Origin of the sequence: Sphaerochaeta halotolerans, from assembly GCF_003429665.1 — a bacterium.
GTDB lineage: Bacteria > Spirochaetota > Spirochaetia > Sphaerochaetales > Sphaerochaetaceae > Sphaerochaeta > Sphaerochaeta halotolerans.
Window position 1 is genome coordinate 74,508 of sequence record NZ_QUWK01000009.1, and the last position, 16,291, is coordinate 90,798.

General features: G+C 49.1%; 20 protein-coding genes. 11 read left to right on the forward strand and 9 right to left on the reverse strand.

Translation table 11 applies throughout. The features are described from left to right. Nucleotides 1-55: 55 nt before the first annotated feature. Genes DYP60_RS09560 through DYP60_RS09600 form a run of 9 tightly spaced genes read right to left on the reverse strand, consistent with a single transcriptional unit; the run spans nt 56 to nt 4,972 of the window. Nucleotides 56-1,774, reverse strand: coding sequence for a complex I subunit 5 family protein (locus DYP60_RS09560; RefSeq protein WP_117330778.1), 1,719 nt, complete (start codon nt 1,772-1,774; stop codon nt 56-58). After that, nucleotides 1,764-2,108: a sodium:proton antiporter gene (locus DYP60_RS09565; protein WP_117330779.1), complete on the reverse strand. Its 345-nt coding sequence runs from the start codon at nt 2,106-2,108 to the stop codon at nt 1,764-1,766. Before DYP60_RS09565 ends, DYP60_RS09560 begins: the two co-directional genes overlap by 11 nt. Continuing rightward, nucleotides 2,098-2,832, reverse strand: a complete 735-nt coding sequence (locus tag DYP60_RS09570; protein WP_117330780.1) for an MnhB domain-containing protein — start codon at nt 2,830-2,832, stop codon at nt 2,098-2,100. The genes DYP60_RS09565 and DYP60_RS09570 overlap by 11 nt, the downstream gene beginning before the upstream one ends. Further along, on the reverse strand, nt 2,832-3,065 hold the full coding sequence (locus DYP60_RS09575) for a Na(+)/H(+) antiporter subunit B (RefSeq protein ID WP_117330781.1): 234 nt from the start codon (nt 3,063-3,065) through the stop codon (nt 2,832-2,834). The genes DYP60_RS09570 and DYP60_RS09575 overlap by 1 nt, the downstream gene beginning before the upstream one ends. Further along, nucleotides 3,062-3,391 carry a monovalent cation/H(+) antiporter subunit G gene (gene mnhG / locus DYP60_RS09580; protein ID WP_117330782.1) on the reverse strand — a complete coding sequence of 110 codons (330 nt, stop codon included), beginning with the start codon at nt 3,389-3,391 and terminating at the stop codon, nt 3,062-3,064. Before mnhG ends, DYP60_RS09575 begins: the two co-directional genes overlap by 4 nt. Beyond that, a complete protein-coding gene (locus DYP60_RS09585) occupies nt 3,391-3,657 on the reverse strand; it encodes an MrpF/PhaF family protein (protein WP_117330783.1) in 267 nt (88 codons plus the stop codon). Before DYP60_RS09585 ends, mnhG begins: the two co-directional genes overlap by 1 nt. Continuing rightward, nucleotides 3,654-4,166: a Na+/H+ antiporter subunit E gene (locus tag DYP60_RS09590; protein WP_117330784.1), complete on the reverse strand. Its 513-nt coding sequence runs from the start codon at nt 4,164-4,166 to the stop codon at nt 3,654-3,656. The genes DYP60_RS09585 and DYP60_RS09590 overlap by 4 nt, the downstream gene beginning before the upstream one ends. Then, a complete protein-coding gene (locus tag DYP60_RS09595; RefSeq protein WP_117330785.1) occupies nt 4,167-4,622 on the reverse strand; it encodes a PTS sugar transporter subunit IIA in 456 nt (151 codons plus the stop codon). A 2-nt stretch (nt 4,623-4,624) separates the two neighbouring features. Beyond that, a complete protein-coding gene (locus DYP60_RS09600) occupies nt 4,625-4,972 on the reverse strand; it encodes a P-II family nitrogen regulator (protein ID WP_117330786.1) in 348 nt (115 codons plus the stop codon). Between the two features lie 285 nt (nt 4,973-5,257). Here DYP60_RS09600 and hisG point away from each other — a divergent pair, with 285 nt between their 5' ends. The 11 genes from hisG to DYP60_RS09660 all read left to right on the forward strand — a co-directional run bounded on the left by hisG (nt 5,258) and on the right by DYP60_RS09660 (nt 16,290). After that, nucleotides 5,258-6,121: an ATP phosphoribosyltransferase gene (gene hisG, locus DYP60_RS09605; protein WP_117330787.1), complete on the forward strand. Its 864-nt coding sequence runs from the start codon at nt 5,258-5,260 to the stop codon at nt 6,119-6,121. Between the two features lie 8 nt (nt 6,122-6,129). Then, nucleotides 6,130-7,443: a histidinol dehydrogenase gene (hisD, locus tag DYP60_RS09610; protein WP_117330788.1), complete on the forward strand. Its 1,314-nt coding sequence runs from the start codon at nt 6,130-6,132 to the stop codon at nt 7,441-7,443. Further along, the gene (gene hisC / locus DYP60_RS09615; protein WP_117330789.1) at nt 7,440-8,510 is read left to right on the forward strand and encodes a histidinol-phosphate transaminase; all 1,071 of its coding nucleotides are present in this window, start codon (nt 7,440-7,442) and stop codon (nt 8,508-8,510) included. Before hisD ends, hisC begins: the two co-directional genes overlap by 4 nt. Nucleotide 8,511: 1 nt before the next feature. After that, a complete protein-coding gene (hisB, locus tag DYP60_RS09620) occupies nt 8,512-9,639 on the forward strand; it encodes a bifunctional histidinol-phosphatase/imidazoleglycerol-phosphate dehydratase HisB (protein ID WP_117330790.1) in 1,128 nt (375 codons plus the stop codon). Continuing rightward, nucleotides 9,636-10,229, forward strand: a complete 594-nt coding sequence (hisH, locus tag DYP60_RS09625) for an imidazole glycerol phosphate synthase subunit HisH (protein ID WP_117330791.1) — start codon at nt 9,636-9,638, stop codon at nt 10,227-10,229. The genes hisB and hisH overlap by 4 nt, the downstream gene beginning before the upstream one ends. Next, a complete protein-coding gene (gene hisA / locus DYP60_RS09630; RefSeq protein WP_206363129.1) occupies nt 10,229-10,951 on the forward strand; it encodes a 1-(5-phosphoribosyl)-5-[(5-phosphoribosylamino)methylideneamino]imidazole-4-carboxamide isomerase in 723 nt (240 codons plus the stop codon). The genes hisH and hisA overlap by 1 nt, the downstream gene beginning before the upstream one ends. Nucleotides 10,952-10,953: 2 nt before the next feature. Next, nucleotides 10,954-11,730, forward strand: a complete 777-nt coding sequence (gene hisF / locus DYP60_RS09635) for an imidazole glycerol phosphate synthase subunit HisF (protein ID WP_117330793.1) — start codon at nt 10,954-10,956, stop codon at nt 11,728-11,730. A gap of 10 nt (nt 11,731-11,740) precedes the next feature. Next, nucleotides 11,741-12,358, forward strand: coding sequence for a bifunctional phosphoribosyl-AMP cyclohydrolase/phosphoribosyl-ATP diphosphatase HisIE (hisIE, locus tag DYP60_RS09640; protein ID WP_276308962.1), 618 nt, complete (start codon nt 11,741-11,743; stop codon nt 12,356-12,358). Between the two features lie 567 nt (nt 12,359-12,925). Next, entirely contained in the window at nt 12,926-14,200 is a 1,275-nt protein-coding gene (locus DYP60_RS09650; RefSeq protein ID WP_117330852.1) for an ABC transporter substrate-binding protein, read from the forward strand. Nucleotides 14,201-14,279: 79 nt separating this feature from the next. Next, nucleotides 14,280-15,380, forward strand: a complete 1,101-nt coding sequence (locus tag DYP60_RS09655; RefSeq protein ID WP_117330796.1) for a carbohydrate ABC transporter permease — start codon at nt 14,280-14,282, stop codon at nt 15,378-15,380. A 1-nt stretch (nt 15,381) separates the two neighbouring features. After that, nucleotides 15,382-16,290: a carbohydrate ABC transporter permease gene (locus DYP60_RS09660; RefSeq protein ID WP_117330797.1), complete on the forward strand. Its 909-nt coding sequence runs from the start codon at nt 15,382-15,384 to the stop codon at nt 16,288-16,290. The last annotated feature ends 1 nt before the right edge of the window (nt 16,291 follow it).

The window sequence follows — 16,291 nt, forward strand, 5'->3', positions numbered from 1 at the left end:
AGTAGAGAAGAGTGTTGCAGCCAAAGAAGCGTTGCTGCACTTTTCTTTTTTGGGGTTACCATGCAAACAAGGCAAGGGCTCCGAGCGCAGTGGCAAATCCGAGGAAGAGATCAGTGAACCCCCCGCGTCTTTTCTCCAATAAGTGCAGGACATACTTTCCTGGTCTACTCACGGCAAGCGCAAAAAGAACTATGCCTGAGAGGACGGTGAGGGTAGTCTTGATGAGATTGTCCTGGGTGAAGAAGAAACTACTACCATAGGTTTGTGCTTCTTCTGAACTGATTAATCTAGTAATGAAAAGTATCATCTGTTCACTGAACAGACCGACCGCGAGACAGGAGAGGGCGAGCAGGATGAACGCCAAGTGCGAGGAGACGGGAAAGCGGTTTTTTTCTTTGACTGCTGGAAGAACCATTGGTTGCTTGGATGGAAGAAAGATTCGTGAAAGCTTGATAAACGAAGCGACCGTTCCCACAGATGCAAGCGTGAGAAAGGTATAATGCAAGCTACCCTTGAGCGTGTAGGTAACCAAGGTTTTGCTGTAAAACCCGTTGAAGGGTGGAAGTGCGGAAATGGAAAGTGCACCGACGAGAAAACAGAGCATCGTCAATGGAACTCGCTCTCCCACGTTCCGTAACGCTTGGTTTGCTCCCCTGAACGTATAGACATTACGGTTTCCTGCCGCATCAGTAGTCTTTCCGATAGTAAGAAAGAGCAATGCTTTGAATTGTGCATGGCTGAATGCGTGGAAGAAGGATGCTGAGAGAAGCAGGGAACCTGTCATGGTGGTGACCCCTGCATGCAAAGCCAACCCCCAGGCACTGACGATGTACCCAATCTGGCTGATGGAGTGGTAGGCAAGCAGTTGCTTTGCATCACTCTGGGAGAGTGCAAGCAGTACACCGACCAAGGCCGTTACAGCCCCGGCATAACTAATAGGGAGAGCCAGGCTTGAAGCAAATGGAGAGAGAGAAAAGATCCGAATAAGTGCAAAAAGCGGTACCTTTAAGAGCACTCCTGAAAGGAGCGCCGAAACTGCATGGGGTGCCTTCGAATGGGCATCTACCAGCCAGAGGGAGAGCGGCATCACTGCTACTCGGAGAAGGACCGGAACAATGATGAGAAGCAGGGAGAAATGCGCAACATATTGATTTCTCCCAGAGAGGGTTTCCAGTCCCATGGCAATCGCCTCATACCTGAGCGAACCGGTAAGGTTGTACAGCCCGAAGGTTCCGAGTAGAAAGAATACCATTGCCGATGATGAGAGCATAAGATAAGAAAATGACGCATAAGCTGCATTGGCTTTCTTGCCGGTTGCGATGAGCACATAGGCGGTCACTCCCATAAGCTCCAGACAAACAAAGAGGTTGAAGAGGTCTGCTGCCATGCCGATGGCTGCTATCGAGGCATTCTGGATGAGCAGCAATGCGGTAAAATAGCTGTGCCCCGGACCCTCATTACGGGAAAAAATCCAAGCAGGGAGGGTAATCGCCGCTGCAAGGAGGATCAAGAGCAAGCTCATGCCATCGAAGCGGTAGATGATGCCGATATGCTGTGCATATCCACCTATGGTTGTCTCAATATACCCTTGGTTCTGTACGATGGGGTAGAGCCTGAGAACCAGAAGAAGTGGGAGAACCAGTCCAATGAGTATTCCCAGGTATTCTGCAATTCTCTTGATGCTCGTAGGGCAGAAGCTCTTGATGAAAAGAATACCTGCTGCCGAGAGAAGCGGGAGATAGACTGGGCTGAGGAAGAGGCTTTCACTGCTCACTATGCAACCTCGCACTGATGGTGTCAATTTCCAAGGATCCGGTAGCCTTGTACAACCGTACGGCCAAAGCTAAAGCAAGAGCAGTCACACATACCCCAATAACTATGGCGGTCAGCATCAGGGCCTGGGGAACTGGGTCTACTATATTGGTTACCCCCTCCCCGAGAATGGGAGCCTGCTCTCCGATCCTGCTTCCTTCCAGGATGTAGAGTAGTACTATGGCACTGTTCAGAAGATTGAGTCCAAATACCTTCTTGATGATATTCTTTGCCCCTACGATGGCGCTGAACCCAACCAAGGCAAGCAGGAAAATCAGAATGCGTTCAATGACCATGGCGACCTCCCATCATGGCAATGCACATGACTGCAATGCTTGTTCCCACCTTCAACCCGATGATGATATTCAAGAGGATGATGAAGTTTACAGAGAGGGAGGAGCCACTCTTGATCGGGTTACCGAAGAAGCCACGCTCGAAGAAAACCCCGCTGGTCGCTACAATAATCAAGACAAGGAAAGAAAGGGTTTCTATCCTTCCCAATACAGTGGTATTGGTAAGCTTGCTCTGTGTCTCGGTACCGAGTGCTAGGAATACGATGGCTGAGGCAACAATAACCCCGCCTTGGAATCCTCCACCTGGGGAGATATGGCCATACAGCATGACGTAGAATCCAAAGAGCAATACGACCGGGCCAAGCTTTGAGGCAACTACCTCCAGGAGGTGGGTTCTCTGGGCATTGGTTGCCCGCTTCTCAGGGGCAAGAGAGAAGCTTACCGCTTCCTCTTCTTCGCTCTCCCTTCCAAGGTTGATCAGGATTCCCATCGTACCGGTAATGGAGACCAAGAGAACCAAAGTCTCTCCTAGCGTATCCATTGCTCGATAGCCCAGATAGATGGAGCTGACAGTGTTCACGGCTCCAGTGTCGGAGAGAGCATTTTCATAGAGATAGTCCCTCGATGCCACCGGCCAGGGGTGGGATGAGAGGATGACTGGAAGCATTGCCAGTGTTACAACAAGGAGAATGAAGATGACTTTGAAGATGAACCATGTGCGTTTCACTAATCCTTACTCCTTCTTCGAGTATGACGAATAGCCCAGACAAAGATGATGGTGGATATTCCCGCTCCCACTGCAGCTTCTGTAATGGCAACGTCCGGAGCCTTGAGCATGGTGAACATCAAGGCACTAAGCATGCTCAGTGCAGAGAGGGCAATCACTGAATGCAACAAGTCCTTGGAAAGCAGTGCAAAGCTACCAAGGGAGAGGATTAGAAAGAGCAGCAAGATGGTCATAGGCTTTTATCCTCCCGCTTCATTGATGAGCGCTGTGTAGTGGCATCCTCACTCTCCCAGATGAACTTAGCTACAATTGAGGACCCTGTGGGAGCAGATATGAGAAAGAATACCAAAATAATGAAGACCCTTGCTCCTATAGCAGCGGAAGGGGCGAGCAAGAGCAGTGCTATCAGATAGGAGAAAACCGCCGTGGTACCGCACAGGGAACCAGCATGGAGGCGAGAGTAGGGGTCGCGGAAGCGGAACAGCCCAATCATGCCAAAAAGGCCAAAGAAGGTTCCAACCAGAAACGCTATGAGTGCCAGGATTTCTCGTATAATCATCAGTTCTCCTTCCGGTCTTTGAGGAACCGGGTGATTGCAAGGAATCCAAGGAAGCCAAAGATGTCATAGACCAAGGCTACATCCAGATACAGCGCACGTCCCACCTTGATGCCCCAGAGTACCAACAGGGCCAGGGAGACCGCGCTCAGTACATTCAAGGCAACCAATCGGTCGCTTGCTGTAGGGCCGAGCAGTAGCCTCAGCAACGTGCCAACGGCAAAGAGCATAAGCATCACAAGCATTGCTTGGAGGATGAAGTCAGTCATAGCCAGGTCCTCCCCAGTGCATGTTCAAGTTTTGTCTTGACTGCCTCTCCGGCCGCTTTTGTGTGGGTAGTGGTGCAGAGCAGCCAGTGGACGGTCAAGTGGTCATCATTGAGGTCGAGGGTCATGGTTCCTGGGGTGAAGGTAATGGCATCTGCCAGTACCGTCCTTGCAAGATCACTACGAAGATGGGTCCTGAAGTGTACAATCCTTGGATTGGTATTTCCCGTAATGATGGCTTTCACCACATGAAAGCTCGATTGATACAATGAAAGGACCATGAGAAACAGGAATCTAAGCAAAGCCCAGAGGTGTGGTATGAAGAAGCGGAGGTTTGCCTCGTGTTCAGGAAGGAAGATGTGGTAGGTTAGGGAGGCTGTCAGCAATGAAGCTGCAAGCCCAAAGAGCAGGCTGAAAAGGCCTAAGTCAGAGGTGAACAGGACCCAGACGAAGTACAAAAATAGGGTGGTCAACACAAAGCGCAAGATCGCCCAGACTCGTCTACTGTTCATTTAATCCTCCTGGCGAATAATCCTTTCCAAGAAAGCCTTGCTGGTTTCTGCATGCAACAAGTCACTACGTAGAGCTTCATTGTGCAGGAGACGGGCAAGCCTGCTGAGAATCTTCAGGTGAAAACTCGCACTGCTCTGTGGCCCAACCAAGAGAAAGACCAAGCGTACTTTTTTCCCATCAATCGCATTCAGGTCCAAGGGTGGGTCAAGGCGCATTGCCGCCATCAGGGTTCTTCGCATTGAAGGACAGCGTGCATGGGTAATGGCGCACGCTTCCCCCATACAGGTGGTATGGAACCCCCCATCGATGACGTTCTGCATCAGGTGTTGGGGTGCAATGTCCGGATGAGTACTACTCAGCTGTTCGGTCAATGTCCTGATGACGGTCTCGATTGAGTGTTCATTTATATCGAGTAAGATACACGACTCGTCCAACAGTTTGCTTATTCCTTCCATGATTACACCTCTTCCGCTTCCCCTACCAGACCAGCTGCCCAATCCACTGGCAGCGTGAACATGATTCCGGTTCCGGGGTTATCCAGACTTCCTACAATTTTCTCTACCAGTTTCTTTGCTTGCTGAACCACTTCTTCGTTGTGTACAACTGAAAAAATTGTCTTGTTGTAGGGTTTGTTGCCTTTCATGAAGTCCTTGAATCCTTCAAAAAGGGGGACCTCATAGGTTAGGAATCGTCCCATCCCCTCACTGTCGAGGATGGTGGAACCGGTGATGCCCGCCTCTACATAGGCTTCCATGACCTCTTCCAGAAACGCTTCGTTGTTCAAGACGAAAACCAGTAGTTTCATTGAATCCTTCCTGCATCAAGGGATATATGGATGGTACCATGGAGAGATGGCACAGGTCAAACGTAATCAGTATGCATAGATTTTGAATATTCATGCAGTTTACGTGGTTTGGTATTGACAGATACCACGAGAGAACGGTAAGGTTTTTTCATGAAAACGAATCAGAGCTGTGTCCATCACCATCATCTCTTGTGTAACCGACCGTAGGCAGGTGGGCTCTGGACCTCTCTATACAGACCTCCGCATGTCGCGGGGGCTTTTTTTATCCCCAGGAAGGAGAAAATCATGGCTGAAGTAGTACGAATTGCAATCCAAAAGAGCGGAAGGCTGAGCGAGAAATCTCTGCAGATCATCAAGAACTGTGGAATCAAGTTCGGCAGTGATGCACGTGTCCTGAAGGAGGAAGCTTCCAACTTTCCCTTGGAGTTTCTCTATGTGAGAGATGACGATATCCCCTCATATGTTCGCGATGGAATCGCCGATGTTGGGATTGTTGGAAGAAATGAGTATGATGAACAGGCCATCGACTTGGAAGTGCTGCGGGACCTAGGCTTTGCCAAGTGCCGGCTTAGCATTGCAGTCCCCAATGATTTCGTCTACCAGGGGCTCTCTTCTCTGGAAGGAAAGCGAATTGCAACCAGCTACCCAAACATCCTGGGTGGAATCCTGAAAGCGAGAGGGGTTTCGGCAAGCTTTGTCCAGGTCTCCGGGTCTGTGGAAATAACTCCTGCTGTTGGGATTGCTGATGCCATTTGTGATCTGGTTTCTACCGGAGCAACCTTGGCGATGAACGGGCTGAGGGAAGTGGAAAGTCTCTATACATCCACTGCTGTCATGATCGGGCGCAAGCAGATGGCTAGTGTTGCAAAACAACGCATTCTTGACCGTCTGATGCTTCGTCTTGATGCGGTCATGAAGGCCTCTTCCTATAAGTACATCATGTTTAACCTTCCCCAGGAGCATCTGGAGCAGGTGGCTCACATCATCGGTGGTATGAAGAGTCCTACTGTCACTCCACTGATGGAAAAGGGGTGGGTCTCTGTACAAACCGTTGTGGCAGAGGATACCTTTTGGGAGGACTTTGAACAGCTCAAGGCCCTTGGTGCACAGGGGATACTCGTAACCCCGATAGAGAAGATGACGGAATAGGAGGAATCATGGCCTTTCTAGAGCGGTATGATAATCCACCGGATGAGCAGTTATCTCCATTGCTTGCTCGGAATCTGGGTACAACGCAGTCGGTGAGTAAGCAGGTTTCCGCTATCCTTGATGCGGTGAAAGGGGAAGGAGATGATGCCCTCTATCGCTATGCCTCTGAGTTCGATGGAGTGAATCTTTCATCTCTCGCTGTATCCCCTGAGGAAAAGAAAGCAGCAGGGGCACACGTGGATGATTCACTGAAGCAGGCGCTCAGCCAGGCCTATGCACATATTCATAGGTTCCATGCAGCACAAATGCCTACTGGCGAGCAGGTAGCGGTTGCTCCAGGTATTTCTCTGTCCAGGAAGGTAGTCCCCCTGAGTCGGGTTGGACTCTATATCCCTGGCGGTACAGCCCCGCTGTTCTCCACTGTCTTGATGTTGGCAATCCCAGCCTTGGTTGCGGGGTGTCCAGAGGTGGTCCTCTGTACCCCTCCAGGAAAACAGGGAAGGATTCACCCTGCCATTCTCTATGCGGCAGATTTGTGTAACGTGCAGGAAATTTATGCGGTGGGGGGAGCCCAGGCAATTGCTGCCATGGCATATGGGACACAGTCCATCAAAGCCGTGGACAAGATATTCGGCCCAGGGAACCGGTATGTGACTGAGGCCAAGGTGCAGGTAAGTAGTACTACGTGTGCCATCGATATGCCAGCAGGTCCCAGTGAAGTGATGGTGGTTGCCTCTCCTTCTTCCAATCCAGCCTTTGTGGCAAGTGACTTGCTCAGTCAGGCGGAGCATGGAAAAGACAGTCAGGCGATGCTTGTTGTGCAGGGAGAAAAAACAGAAGGGAATGATTTTATTGATCATGTGGAAGCGGCGATAGCGAAGCAACTCACCAGCCTAGGGAGAACAGAGTTTCTCACGTTGAGTCTTGCCAGTTCCAGGGCTTTCTTGGTACCTGATCTCGATTCCACTGCACACATTGTCAATGCATATGCCCCTGAGCACCTGATCATTGATTTGGGAGCCGCAGAGGATGATGCATTGCTGGAGAAGGTGGTCAATGCTGGGTCGGTCTTCTTGGGGCCCTACTCCTGTGAGAGTGCAGGGGATTATGCCAGTGGCACCAACCATACCCTTCCTACCAATGGATGGGCGCGCTCGTACAGCGGGGTGAGTACTGATTCGTTCATCAAGAAAATAACAGTGCAGAAACTCAGCAAGGAGGGGCTTTCCTCCCTTGCACCAACCCTGCTTTGTATGGCAGAACAGGAACAGTTGGGTGCCCATCGCAATGCTGTAGCAGTCCGTTTGGGAGGAGAGAGATGAGAGAGTTGCTGAGAAAGAATATTGCCAACTTAACCCCGTACAGTTGTGCGCGCAATGATTTCACCGGGGAAGCCCAGGTCTATCTCGATGCAAATGAGAACTGGCAGGATTTTGTCGAGAAGACCAATGCAAACCGCTACCCTGATCCGCTTTCGGTGGCAGTTCGCAAACAGGTCGAAGCGGTGCTTGGTCTTCCCTTTCCCAAGACCGTACTGGGTAACGGTAGTGATGAGTTGATCGACAACCTGTTCCGCTGTTTCTGTGAACCAGGAAAGGATTCTGTCTTGCTTATGCCTCCCACCTATGGAGCTTACAAAGTATTTGCAGACATCAATGATGTACGGGTCTCTACTGTTTCCTTGACTCCTTCGTTCCAGATTGATTTTCCTGCACTTTCAGAATTCTTGCACCATGAGAAGGAGAACAGAAGCAGGGAAGGAAGGCTCAAGTTGCTCTTCATCTGCAGCCCAAACAATCCTAGTGGGAATGCTTTTCCCCTTGACGAGGTGAAGCAAATATGTGAGCTCTTTGATGGCATTATCGTGGTTGATGAAGCGTACTATGATTTCAGCGAGAAGGAGAGTGCGGTCAAGTTGTTGGACTCCTACCCCAACGTGGTGGTACTGAGGACCCTTTCCAAGTGCTGGGGACTTGCTAGTGCCAGAGTTGGTATTGCTGTAGCTCATGAAGAGATTGTGTCGGTTTTTAGAAGCATGAAGTACCCTTATAATATTGGGACTCCAAGCCAAGAGTTGGCGCTCAAGGCATTGAGCCACGCTAGTGAAGTGGAGAGGGGACTTCGTCTTATCAAGGAAGAGCGGGAACGTTTGGGAGAGGAGTTGAAACCACTGGCATGTGTACAGACTGTCTTTCCCAGTGATGCAAACTTCTTTTTGGTACGGGTTACCGATGCTCTGGCAATCTACCACTATCTTGCAGGGCTGGGAATCATAGTACGGAATCGCAGCAAAGAGCTGCACTGTGAGAACTGCCTGAGGATCACCGTGGGCAGTAGAGAAGAGAATGACAGGCTGTTATCAGCATTATCTGCATACAAGGAGCGCTAAGATGCATAAGCGAGTGCTGTTTTTGGATCGTGATGGAGTCATTGTAGAGGAAATGCAGGTAGATAGTCTTGAGAAGATTCACTACATTCCAGGGGTCTTTGGAGCCCTTTCCCGGCTGCGAAAGGATGGGAGCTGGTACTTTGCCATGGTGAGTAATCAGGATGGGGTAGGAACGCCATCATTTCCCAAGGAAGCTTTTGAAATTCCCCACCAGCGAATCATGGAGACGCTGAGTGGAGAAGGCATTACCTTCGATGCGGAGCATATCGACTATTCGCTTCCCGAGGACAACTGTCCGGGAAGAAAACCGAAGATCGGTATGCTTAGCGAGTACATGGACGGTAGCTACGACCTGGCACACTCGGTGGTAATCGGGGATCGTCTTACTGATGTGCAGCTTGCAAAGAACATTGGGTGCAAGGCAATCTGGTTTGCCGATGAGTCGAGAGCAGATGAGCTGGGTGAGGACCTCAAGGAGGTCTGTATCCTGGTCAGCGACAACTGGGCCTCAATTGCATCCTTCCTGCTGGATGAAAGCCACCTCTCTCCACGTATTGCACGGTTGGAAAGAAAGACCAAAGAGACGGAAATCTCACTCAAGCTGAATCTTGATGGAGGGTCCCTTGGGTCTATCCACACCCATATTCCTTTTTTTGACCACATGCTGGAGCAGGTACTTCGCCACAGTGGTTGTGACATAGACCTCCATGCACATGGAGATTTGGTGGTGGATGAACACCACAGTGTAGAGGATGTGGGTATCGCCCTGGGGCAAGCCTTCCGCGAAGCCTTGGGTGATAAACGAGGTATAAGTCGCTACGGGTTTGAGCTCCTTCCTATGGATGATGTGCTTGCCCAGGTAGCTTTGGATTTTTCTGGACGGCCCTATCTACAGTGGGATGTCTCTTTCAAGCGGGAGTACATCGGTACCTTCCCTACTGAGATGGTTGAACACTTCTTCAAATCCTTCAGCGATAGTGCTGGATGCACTCTCTCGCTCAAGGTGAGTGAGGGCAACGCCCACCACCAGTGTGAAGCGTTATTCAAGGCTTTTGCACGGGCGATCAAACAAGCCGTGCATCGTAATCCGTACTCTATGGAACTTCCTACAACAAAGGGGATGCTATGAACATTGCCATCGTAAAGTATAATGCGGGAAATACACGGTCAGTACTCTGTGCTCTCCACCGCCTTGGCTATGAGGCAGAGGTTACCGATGACCCCGGACAGTTGGCAAATGCTGACAAGGTACTATTCCCTGGGGTGGGGGAAGCATCCACTGCAATGGCATATCTGAGGGAGAAAGGGCTGGATATTGTGCTTACAACCCTCAAACAGCCGTTTCTTGGAATATGTCTGGGAATGCAACTGATGTGTGCATCCAGTGAGGAACATGATACCCAGACACTAGGCATCTTCCCTATTCCAACGCGTAAGTTTTCACTTCCTCCCGAATTTAAGATTCCGCATATGGGATGGAACACCCTGCAGTACCAGGATGACCGACTGTTCTCTGGCTTGAAGGGAGAAGCCTGGTGCTATTTCGTGCATAGCTATTATGTCCCCCTCTGTGAGGCGACAATTGCAAGCACAGAGTATGGTGGGCAGGTTTTCTCCTCCGTACTGCACAAGGACAATTACTACGGCTGTCAGTTCCATCCTGAGAAGAGTGGGGATGTGGGAGAGCAATTGCTGAAAACATTCCTAGAGGAGCTATGATGCATATCATCCCAGCAATCGATATTATTGAAGGAAAGGCGGTTCGCCTCACCCAAGGGGTGTACGAATCGAAGAAAATCTACGCTGGCGATCCTCTTGAACTTGCGAAGCAGTTTGAGGATGCCAACCTTCGCTACTTGCATGTTGTAGATCTTGATGGTGCAAGAGGGAGAGGTATCGTCAACCTGAATGTCCTTGAGCGTATAGCGAACAATACCAATCTGGTAATCGATTTCGGTGGGGGAATCAAGCGAAGTGCGGATCTTGAGGCAGCGTTTTCCAGCGGAGCGAGCAAGGTTACCTGTGGTTCGGTTGCAGTAAAGAATCCTTCGCTGTTGATCTCCTGGATTGAAAAGTTCGGCTGTGATCGATTGATCCTTGGCGCTGATGCGAAGAACGGGATGGTCCAGAGTGCAGGTTGGACTGAAGGGAGTGACCAAGAGGTTGCAGCCTTCATTGACCTCTATCGTAGCCAGGGACTTAATCAAGTAATCTGTACTGATATCTCCAAGGATGGAATGCTCAGTGGCCCTTCGATTGACCTGTATCGTACACTCCTGAAAGATCGAAGTGACCTTCACTTGATTGCCTCAGGAGGTATTACCACTATGCAGGATCTGCGGGACTTACGGGATGCAGGGCTCGCGGGGGCTATCATTGGTAAGGCTATCTATGAGGGTATGATTACAATCGAAGAGCTTGCAGCCTTCGGGGAGAACTAAGTATGTTGGCAAAACGAATCATTCCTTGTCTTGATGTCCGTGATGGACGGACGGTAAAAGGGGTCAACTTTGTAAACTTGCGTGATGCAGGGGACGCGGTTGAACTCGCCCAAGCCTATAGCCGCTATGGTGCTGATGAGCTGACGTTTCTTGACATCACTGCAACGGTTGAGAACCGTTCAACATTCCGTTCCTTGGTAAGAAGCATAGCAGACCATATCAGTATTCCCTTCACAGTTGGTGGTGGCATCAGAAATGAGGCCGATGTGGCGGCTTTGCTTGACAGTGGAGCTGACAAGATTTCCATCAATAGCCAGGCAGTGGCAAGGCCCCAGGCCATCGATGAGCTCGCTTTGCACTTTGGCAGCCAATGTGTGGTCTGTGCCATCGATGCAAGAAGGAATCCAGCTTTTGACAATGGAGCTGAGGAAGGCTGGGAGGTCTATGTCCATGGGGGACGTACAGGAACAGGGTTGGATGTCATCTCTTGGGCGAAGGAGGCATACAGCCGCGGGGCAGGAGAGATCCTTCTTACCAGTATGGAGCATGACGGGGTGAAGGGTGGTTTTGCTGTTGATCTGACACGCCGGGTGTCTGAAGCCGTCGGCATTCCCGTAATTGCGAGTGGGGGGGCGGGCAAGATGGAACATTTCTACGAAGTATTCACTAAGGGAAAAGCTGATGCTGCCTTGGCAGCTTCCATCTTTCATTTTCATGAGATAGATATCCCAGAGTTGAAGATTTTTCTTGAACAACATGATATAACTATGCGTAGGTAGTAGTAAGGAGATGGATTATATGGCTCTTGATTTCGAAAAACAGGGGGGATTAGTTCCCGCAATCATCCAGGACGCTGTGACAAACAAGGTATTGATGCTCGGATATATGAACGATGAGTCGCTCAAGATTACCCGAGACCGTGGGCTTGTCACCTTCTGGTCCAGAAGCCGTAACACGCTTTGGACGAAAGGGGAGACGAGCGGAAATTACCTTGAGGTCAGGGAAATCATTGAAGATTGTGACCATGACACGCTCCTAATCAAGGCAATACCCACCGGACCTGTATGCCACACCGGAAGCGATACCTGTTTTTCTGAGGAAAACAATCCTGAAGAGATTCCTACTTCTGATTTTTTATTCTACCTTGAACAAATCATCCATGACCGTCGTGATTTTCCCCAAGAGGGTTCATACACCAACCATCTCTTCAGTAGAGGCATCAATAAGATTGCCCAGAAAGTAGGGGAAGAGGCTGTTGAGCTCATCATTGAGAGCAAGGATGATAACAAAGACCTGTTCCTTGGAGAGGCCGCCGACCTGCTATATCATTTCCTGGTACTGCTTACCCAAAAGGACGTACGTTTGGGTGAGGTTGTTGAGGTACTCAAGGGAAGACATAGCAGATAACTCCATCAAAAGAACCAAGTAAACCCCCGTCTGTTCATCGTGAAGCGGGGGTTCTCTGTTAAATGCCCTGTAGATGTCATTCATCTCTTGTAGGTTCCTGGGGGATTATAATATCAAATAAATGCTCACTGGTGTAGCAGGCGGAGATTTCATTGCAATTCCCTTGAACTTGAGCTGCTTCGGTGAAGTTGTTTCCCTGTCTTATGGCAAAGAGGAAGTCTTTGTGAGTGTCAGACAAACAGGGGGCTTCCTCTTCATTTTCTCCTTCGGGGATTCTCAATCCAATTATTATCCTATTAAACCACAGCTTTCCCCCTACTGGAATATTTCATTTACGGTATGAGTGGAAGTTTTCATATTCGAGACAGTTTTTCTTAAATACAGCCTATTTTTTCATTTGACAAGTAGTAAAAGGTGTGAAAGAATACATGTATGGAAACGCTTCCACGGTATGGAGTGTCTTGTTTCCCCAGTGTTCTACTTTCCCATATCGATGGAATGTATCTGATGCGTTTAACGCAATATGTAATCATACCGCTTGGCAAAACCAAGCAAAAGGAGATGAGTATGAAGAAAGCAGTAGTAGTGTTACTCATTGCATTGGTGGTTCTTCCATCAGCATTTGCTGCTGGACAAGCTGACACCAAGCAGGCCGAAAAGAAGGTCGTACAGGTGTTCGGAGCTTTTGTCGATGAGGAGCTGAGACGTTTTGAAGAGGCAATAGTGCCATTTGAAGAGCGTACGGGAATCGATGTAGTCTACGAAGGATCGAAAGACTTCGAGACACTGATCAGTGTACGTGTCGAGGGAGGTAACCCCCCTGATATCGCAGCACTTCCTCAGCCTGGTCTCATGTATAACTTTGCTTCTCAAGGGTATTTGGTCCCAATGTGGGACTCCCTGCTAGAAGCCGTCGATGCAAACTATGCACCGGTTTGGAAGGACCTTGGGTCCTATGATGGCGTTCCCTACGGTGTGTTCCACCGGGTAAATGCAAAGAGTTTCGTATGGTATCCCAAGAAAGCATGGGCAAGAGAAGGGTATGAAGTCCCTACCACATGGGACGAGATGATTGCCCTGATGGATAAGATGGTTGCCAATGGACATACTCCTTGGTCGATCGGTATTGAAGCTGGTGGAGCAACAGGTTGGGTTGGAACCGACTGGGTGGAAGATGTCATGCTCAGGACCGCAGGACCGGAAGTCTATGACAAGTGGGTAAATCATGAGATTCCGTTCAATGCTCCTGAAGTAAAAGAGGCATTCGATATTATTGGAAAAATCTGGTTGAATCCCAAGTATGTCTATGGCGGTACCAACACCATTCTTACTCAGAGTTATACCGATTCTCCGCGCACCATGTTTGAGAATCCTCCACGCTCGTGGATGCACAGACAGGGTAATTTTGTCACCTCTTTCCTCCAGGATGACATTCAGGCAAATCTTGAAGAAGAAGTAGGAGTATTCCCACTTCCTAGCATCAATGAAGAGTTTGGAATTCCAATTCTTGGTGGTGGTGACCAGTTTGTTGTCTTCAACGATCGCCCCGAAGTCCGTGAATTCATGGAATTCTTGGCAACTTGGGAGTCTGGTGAGATTTGGGCAAAGAGAGGTGGAGCCCTCTTCCCCTATCTGAATCAGGATCTGAATGCTTACCCGAACGAGATTGAACGCTCACTTGCTGAAGCCTTGGTGAATGCCAAAGTATTCAGGTTTGATGCTTCCGATCTTATGCCGGGACAGGTTGGGGCAGGTTCCTTCTGGACTGGTATTGTAGACTGGGTCAATGGCAAGAACCTTGATACCATGTTGAGCGATGTGCAGAAATCCTGGCCGAAATAAGTAAATGCTGTATTGCACCGGCAGAGATGTAGAGTCCTTTGCCGGTGCTCTCGTATAGTACTCTCAAAGGGGACCGTACATGACAACAATTGAAAGACAAGACAAGCCTACATCATCCCTTATCAAGCTTGGTCGCATAGCATTCTCTGTCCTTGTGCTTGTTGGCGTACTCTTTGTATTGTGGGTTGGTTTCATCTTCTTACGGGATAGCAATGCTTCACAAGGAATTATTGCAATCATCGCCATTGTGTGGGGCGTAGGTGGAATTGCACTTCTGTTCTGGGTTGCCGATTGGGTTGTGAACAGGACCAGTACTGCAACTGCCAAGAGATTGCAACCGTTTATATTTGTAGGTCCAGCATTGATAATTCTTGCTTGGTATCTGTTTATTCCCACGGTCCGATCTCTTTATTTGAGCTTCTTTGATGCACAATCGAAGAATTTCGTAGGACTTGCGAACTATGTGTTCGCTTTCACCGATTCCAAGATGCGGGAATCGTTCACAAACAATCTTCTGTGGTTGGTCATTGGAACCGGCGGGGCTGTTGGCTTTGGTCTGATTATTGCACTGCTCACAGATCGAGTGAAAATGGAGAAGGTATTCAAGAGCATCATTTTCATGCCGATGGCAATCTCCTTTGTCGGTGCTGGTGTTATCTGGCGATTTATCTATTCGTACAAACCGGCAGGGGAAGACCAAATTGGCTTACTCAATGCAATTGTTACCTTTTTTGGTGGTGAACCACAAGCCTGGTTTACGATGCCATTTTGGAACAATATCTTCTTGATTGCCATTCTGGTATGGTTGCAAACAGGCTATGCCATGGTGATCATCAGCTCAGCACTGAAGGGCGTTCCCTCCACAATTATCGAAGCTGGTCGTATAGACGGTGCAGGGGAATTCAGGATTATTAGAAGCATTATCATACCCTTTATAGCACCTACACTCGTTACGGTATCGACCACGATTATCATCATTACATTGAAGATATTCGATATCGTATTCACCATGACCAATGGTAACTATGGTACCGAGGTTATAGCAAGCATGCAGTACAAACAGATGTTCCGCTTCTACCACTATGGACGAGGGTCTGCAATCGCTATCGTGTTGGTTCTGGCTGTTATTCCTGTCATGTGGTACAACCTGCATCAGTTCAGCAAACGGGAGGGCTTCTAATATGACATCCCTTGCAAGAAAAAGACAAAATAGATGGAATGTGGTGGTCAATATTGTTTTGATCGTACTGGTCATTGTCTGGAGTATCCCGATTATTGGTTTGCTCATCTCATCAGTAAGACCACAGGATGACGTTTTGAATACTGGATGGTGGACCGTCTTCAAAGGTGACGGCGATTTCACCTTGAACAACTATCGACGTGTGTTGGGAGGCAGACAAGCAACATTTACTGACGCAGAAGGGAATGTTCTTCGTGCAAGCGGAGATAATCTGTCTCAGGCCTTCATCAACAGTTTTACCGTCACCGTTCCCTCGGTGATCATTCCTATTCTCATTGCAGCAGCAGCCGCCTTTGGCTTTGCTTGGATGGTGTTTCCTGGTAGGAAATTGTTCTTCACCATTGTGGTCGCCTTATTGGTAGTTCCCTTACAGATTGCATTGATTCCAATCCTTCGGGATTACATGAAAATTGGTCTTACAGGTTCCTATTTGGGTATATGGCTTGCCCATACAGGGTTTGGGCTACCACTGGGGATTTATCTTCTCTATAACTATATTTCAACCATCCCACGGGATGTATTTGAATCGGCATTCCTTGACGGAGCTAGGCCGATGGTGATTTTCGTACGGCTGGTACTTCCTCTCTCTGTCCCTGCTATAGCATCGTTAGGTATATTCCAGTTCCTCTGGGTTTGGAATGACCTGCTGGTTGCCTTGGTCTTCCTTGGTGGCACCAGTGATGTAGCTGTACTGACCCAGCGCTTGGCGAATATGGTAGGTTCACGAGGACAGGACTGGCATCTGCTCACCGCAGGGGCATTTGTTGTCATGATTGTCCCAATTCTCGTGTTTTTCTTCCTGCAACGGTACTTTGTACAAGGACTTATGGCAGGATCAGTTAAGGGGTAAT

Bases quoted from the DNA above. Each gene is read 5' to 3' on its own strand.
- DYP60_RS09565 (WP_117330779.1), bottom strand. From the start codon at position 2,108: ATGGTCATTGAACGCATTCTGATTTTCCTGCTTGCCTTGGTTGGGTTC.
- DYP60_RS09575 (WP_117330781.1), bottom strand. From the start codon at position 3,065: ATGACCATCTTGCTGCTCTTTCTAATCCTCTCCCTTGGTAGCTTTGCA.
- mnhG (WP_117330782.1), bottom strand. From the start codon at position 3,391: ATGATTATACGAGAAATCCTGGCACTCATAGCGTTTCTGGTTGGAACC.
- DYP60_RS09585 (WP_117330783.1), bottom strand. From the start codon at position 3,657: ATGACTGACTTCATCCTCCAAGCAATGCTTGTGATGCTTATGCTCTTT.
- DYP60_RS09590 (WP_117330784.1), bottom strand. From the start codon at position 4,166: ATGAACAGTAGACGAGTCTGGGCGATCTTGCGCTTTGTGTTGACCACC.
- DYP60_RS09595 (WP_117330785.1), bottom strand. From the start codon at position 4,622: ATGGAAGGAATAAGCAAACTGTTGGACGAGTCGTGTATCTTACTCGAT.
- DYP60_RS09600 (WP_117330786.1), bottom strand. From the start codon at position 4,972: ATGAAACTACTGGTTTTCGTCTTGAACAACGAAGCGTTTCTGGAAGAG.
- hisG (WP_117330787.1), top strand. From the start codon at position 5,258: ATGGCTGAAGTAGTACGAATTGCAATCCAAAAGAGCGGAAGGCTGAGC.
- hisD (WP_117330788.1), top strand. From the start codon at position 6,130: ATGGCCTTTCTAGAGCGGTATGATAATCCACCGGATGAGCAGTTATCT.
- hisC (WP_117330789.1), top strand. From the start codon at position 7,440: ATGAGAGAGTTGCTGAGAAAGAATATTGCCAACTTAACCCCGTACAGT.
- hisB (WP_117330790.1), top strand. From the start codon at position 8,512: ATGCATAAGCGAGTGCTGTTTTTGGATCGTGATGGAGTCATTGTAGAG.
- hisH (WP_117330791.1), top strand. From the start codon at position 9,636: ATGAACATTGCCATCGTAAAGTATAATGCGGGAAATACACGGTCAGTA.
- hisA (WP_206363129.1), top strand. From the start codon at position 10,229: ATGCATATCATCCCAGCAATCGATATTATTGAAGGAAAGGCGGTTCGC.
- hisF (WP_117330793.1), top strand. From the start codon at position 10,954: ATGTTGGCAAAACGAATCATTCCTTGTCTTGATGTCCGTGATGGACGG.
- hisIE (WP_276308962.1), top strand. From the start codon at position 11,741: ATGGATTATATGGCTCTTGATTTCGAAAAACAGGGGGGATTAGTTCCC.
- DYP60_RS09650 (WP_117330852.1), top strand. From the start codon at position 12,926: ATGAAGAAAGCAGTAGTAGTGTTACTCATTGCATTGGTGGTTCTTCCA.
- DYP60_RS09655 (WP_117330796.1), top strand. From the start codon at position 14,280: ATGACAACAATTGAAAGACAAGACAAGCCTACATCATCCCTTATCAAG.
- DYP60_RS09660 (WP_117330797.1), top strand. From the start codon at position 15,382: ATGACATCCCTTGCAAGAAAAAGACAAAATAGATGGAATGTGGTGGTC.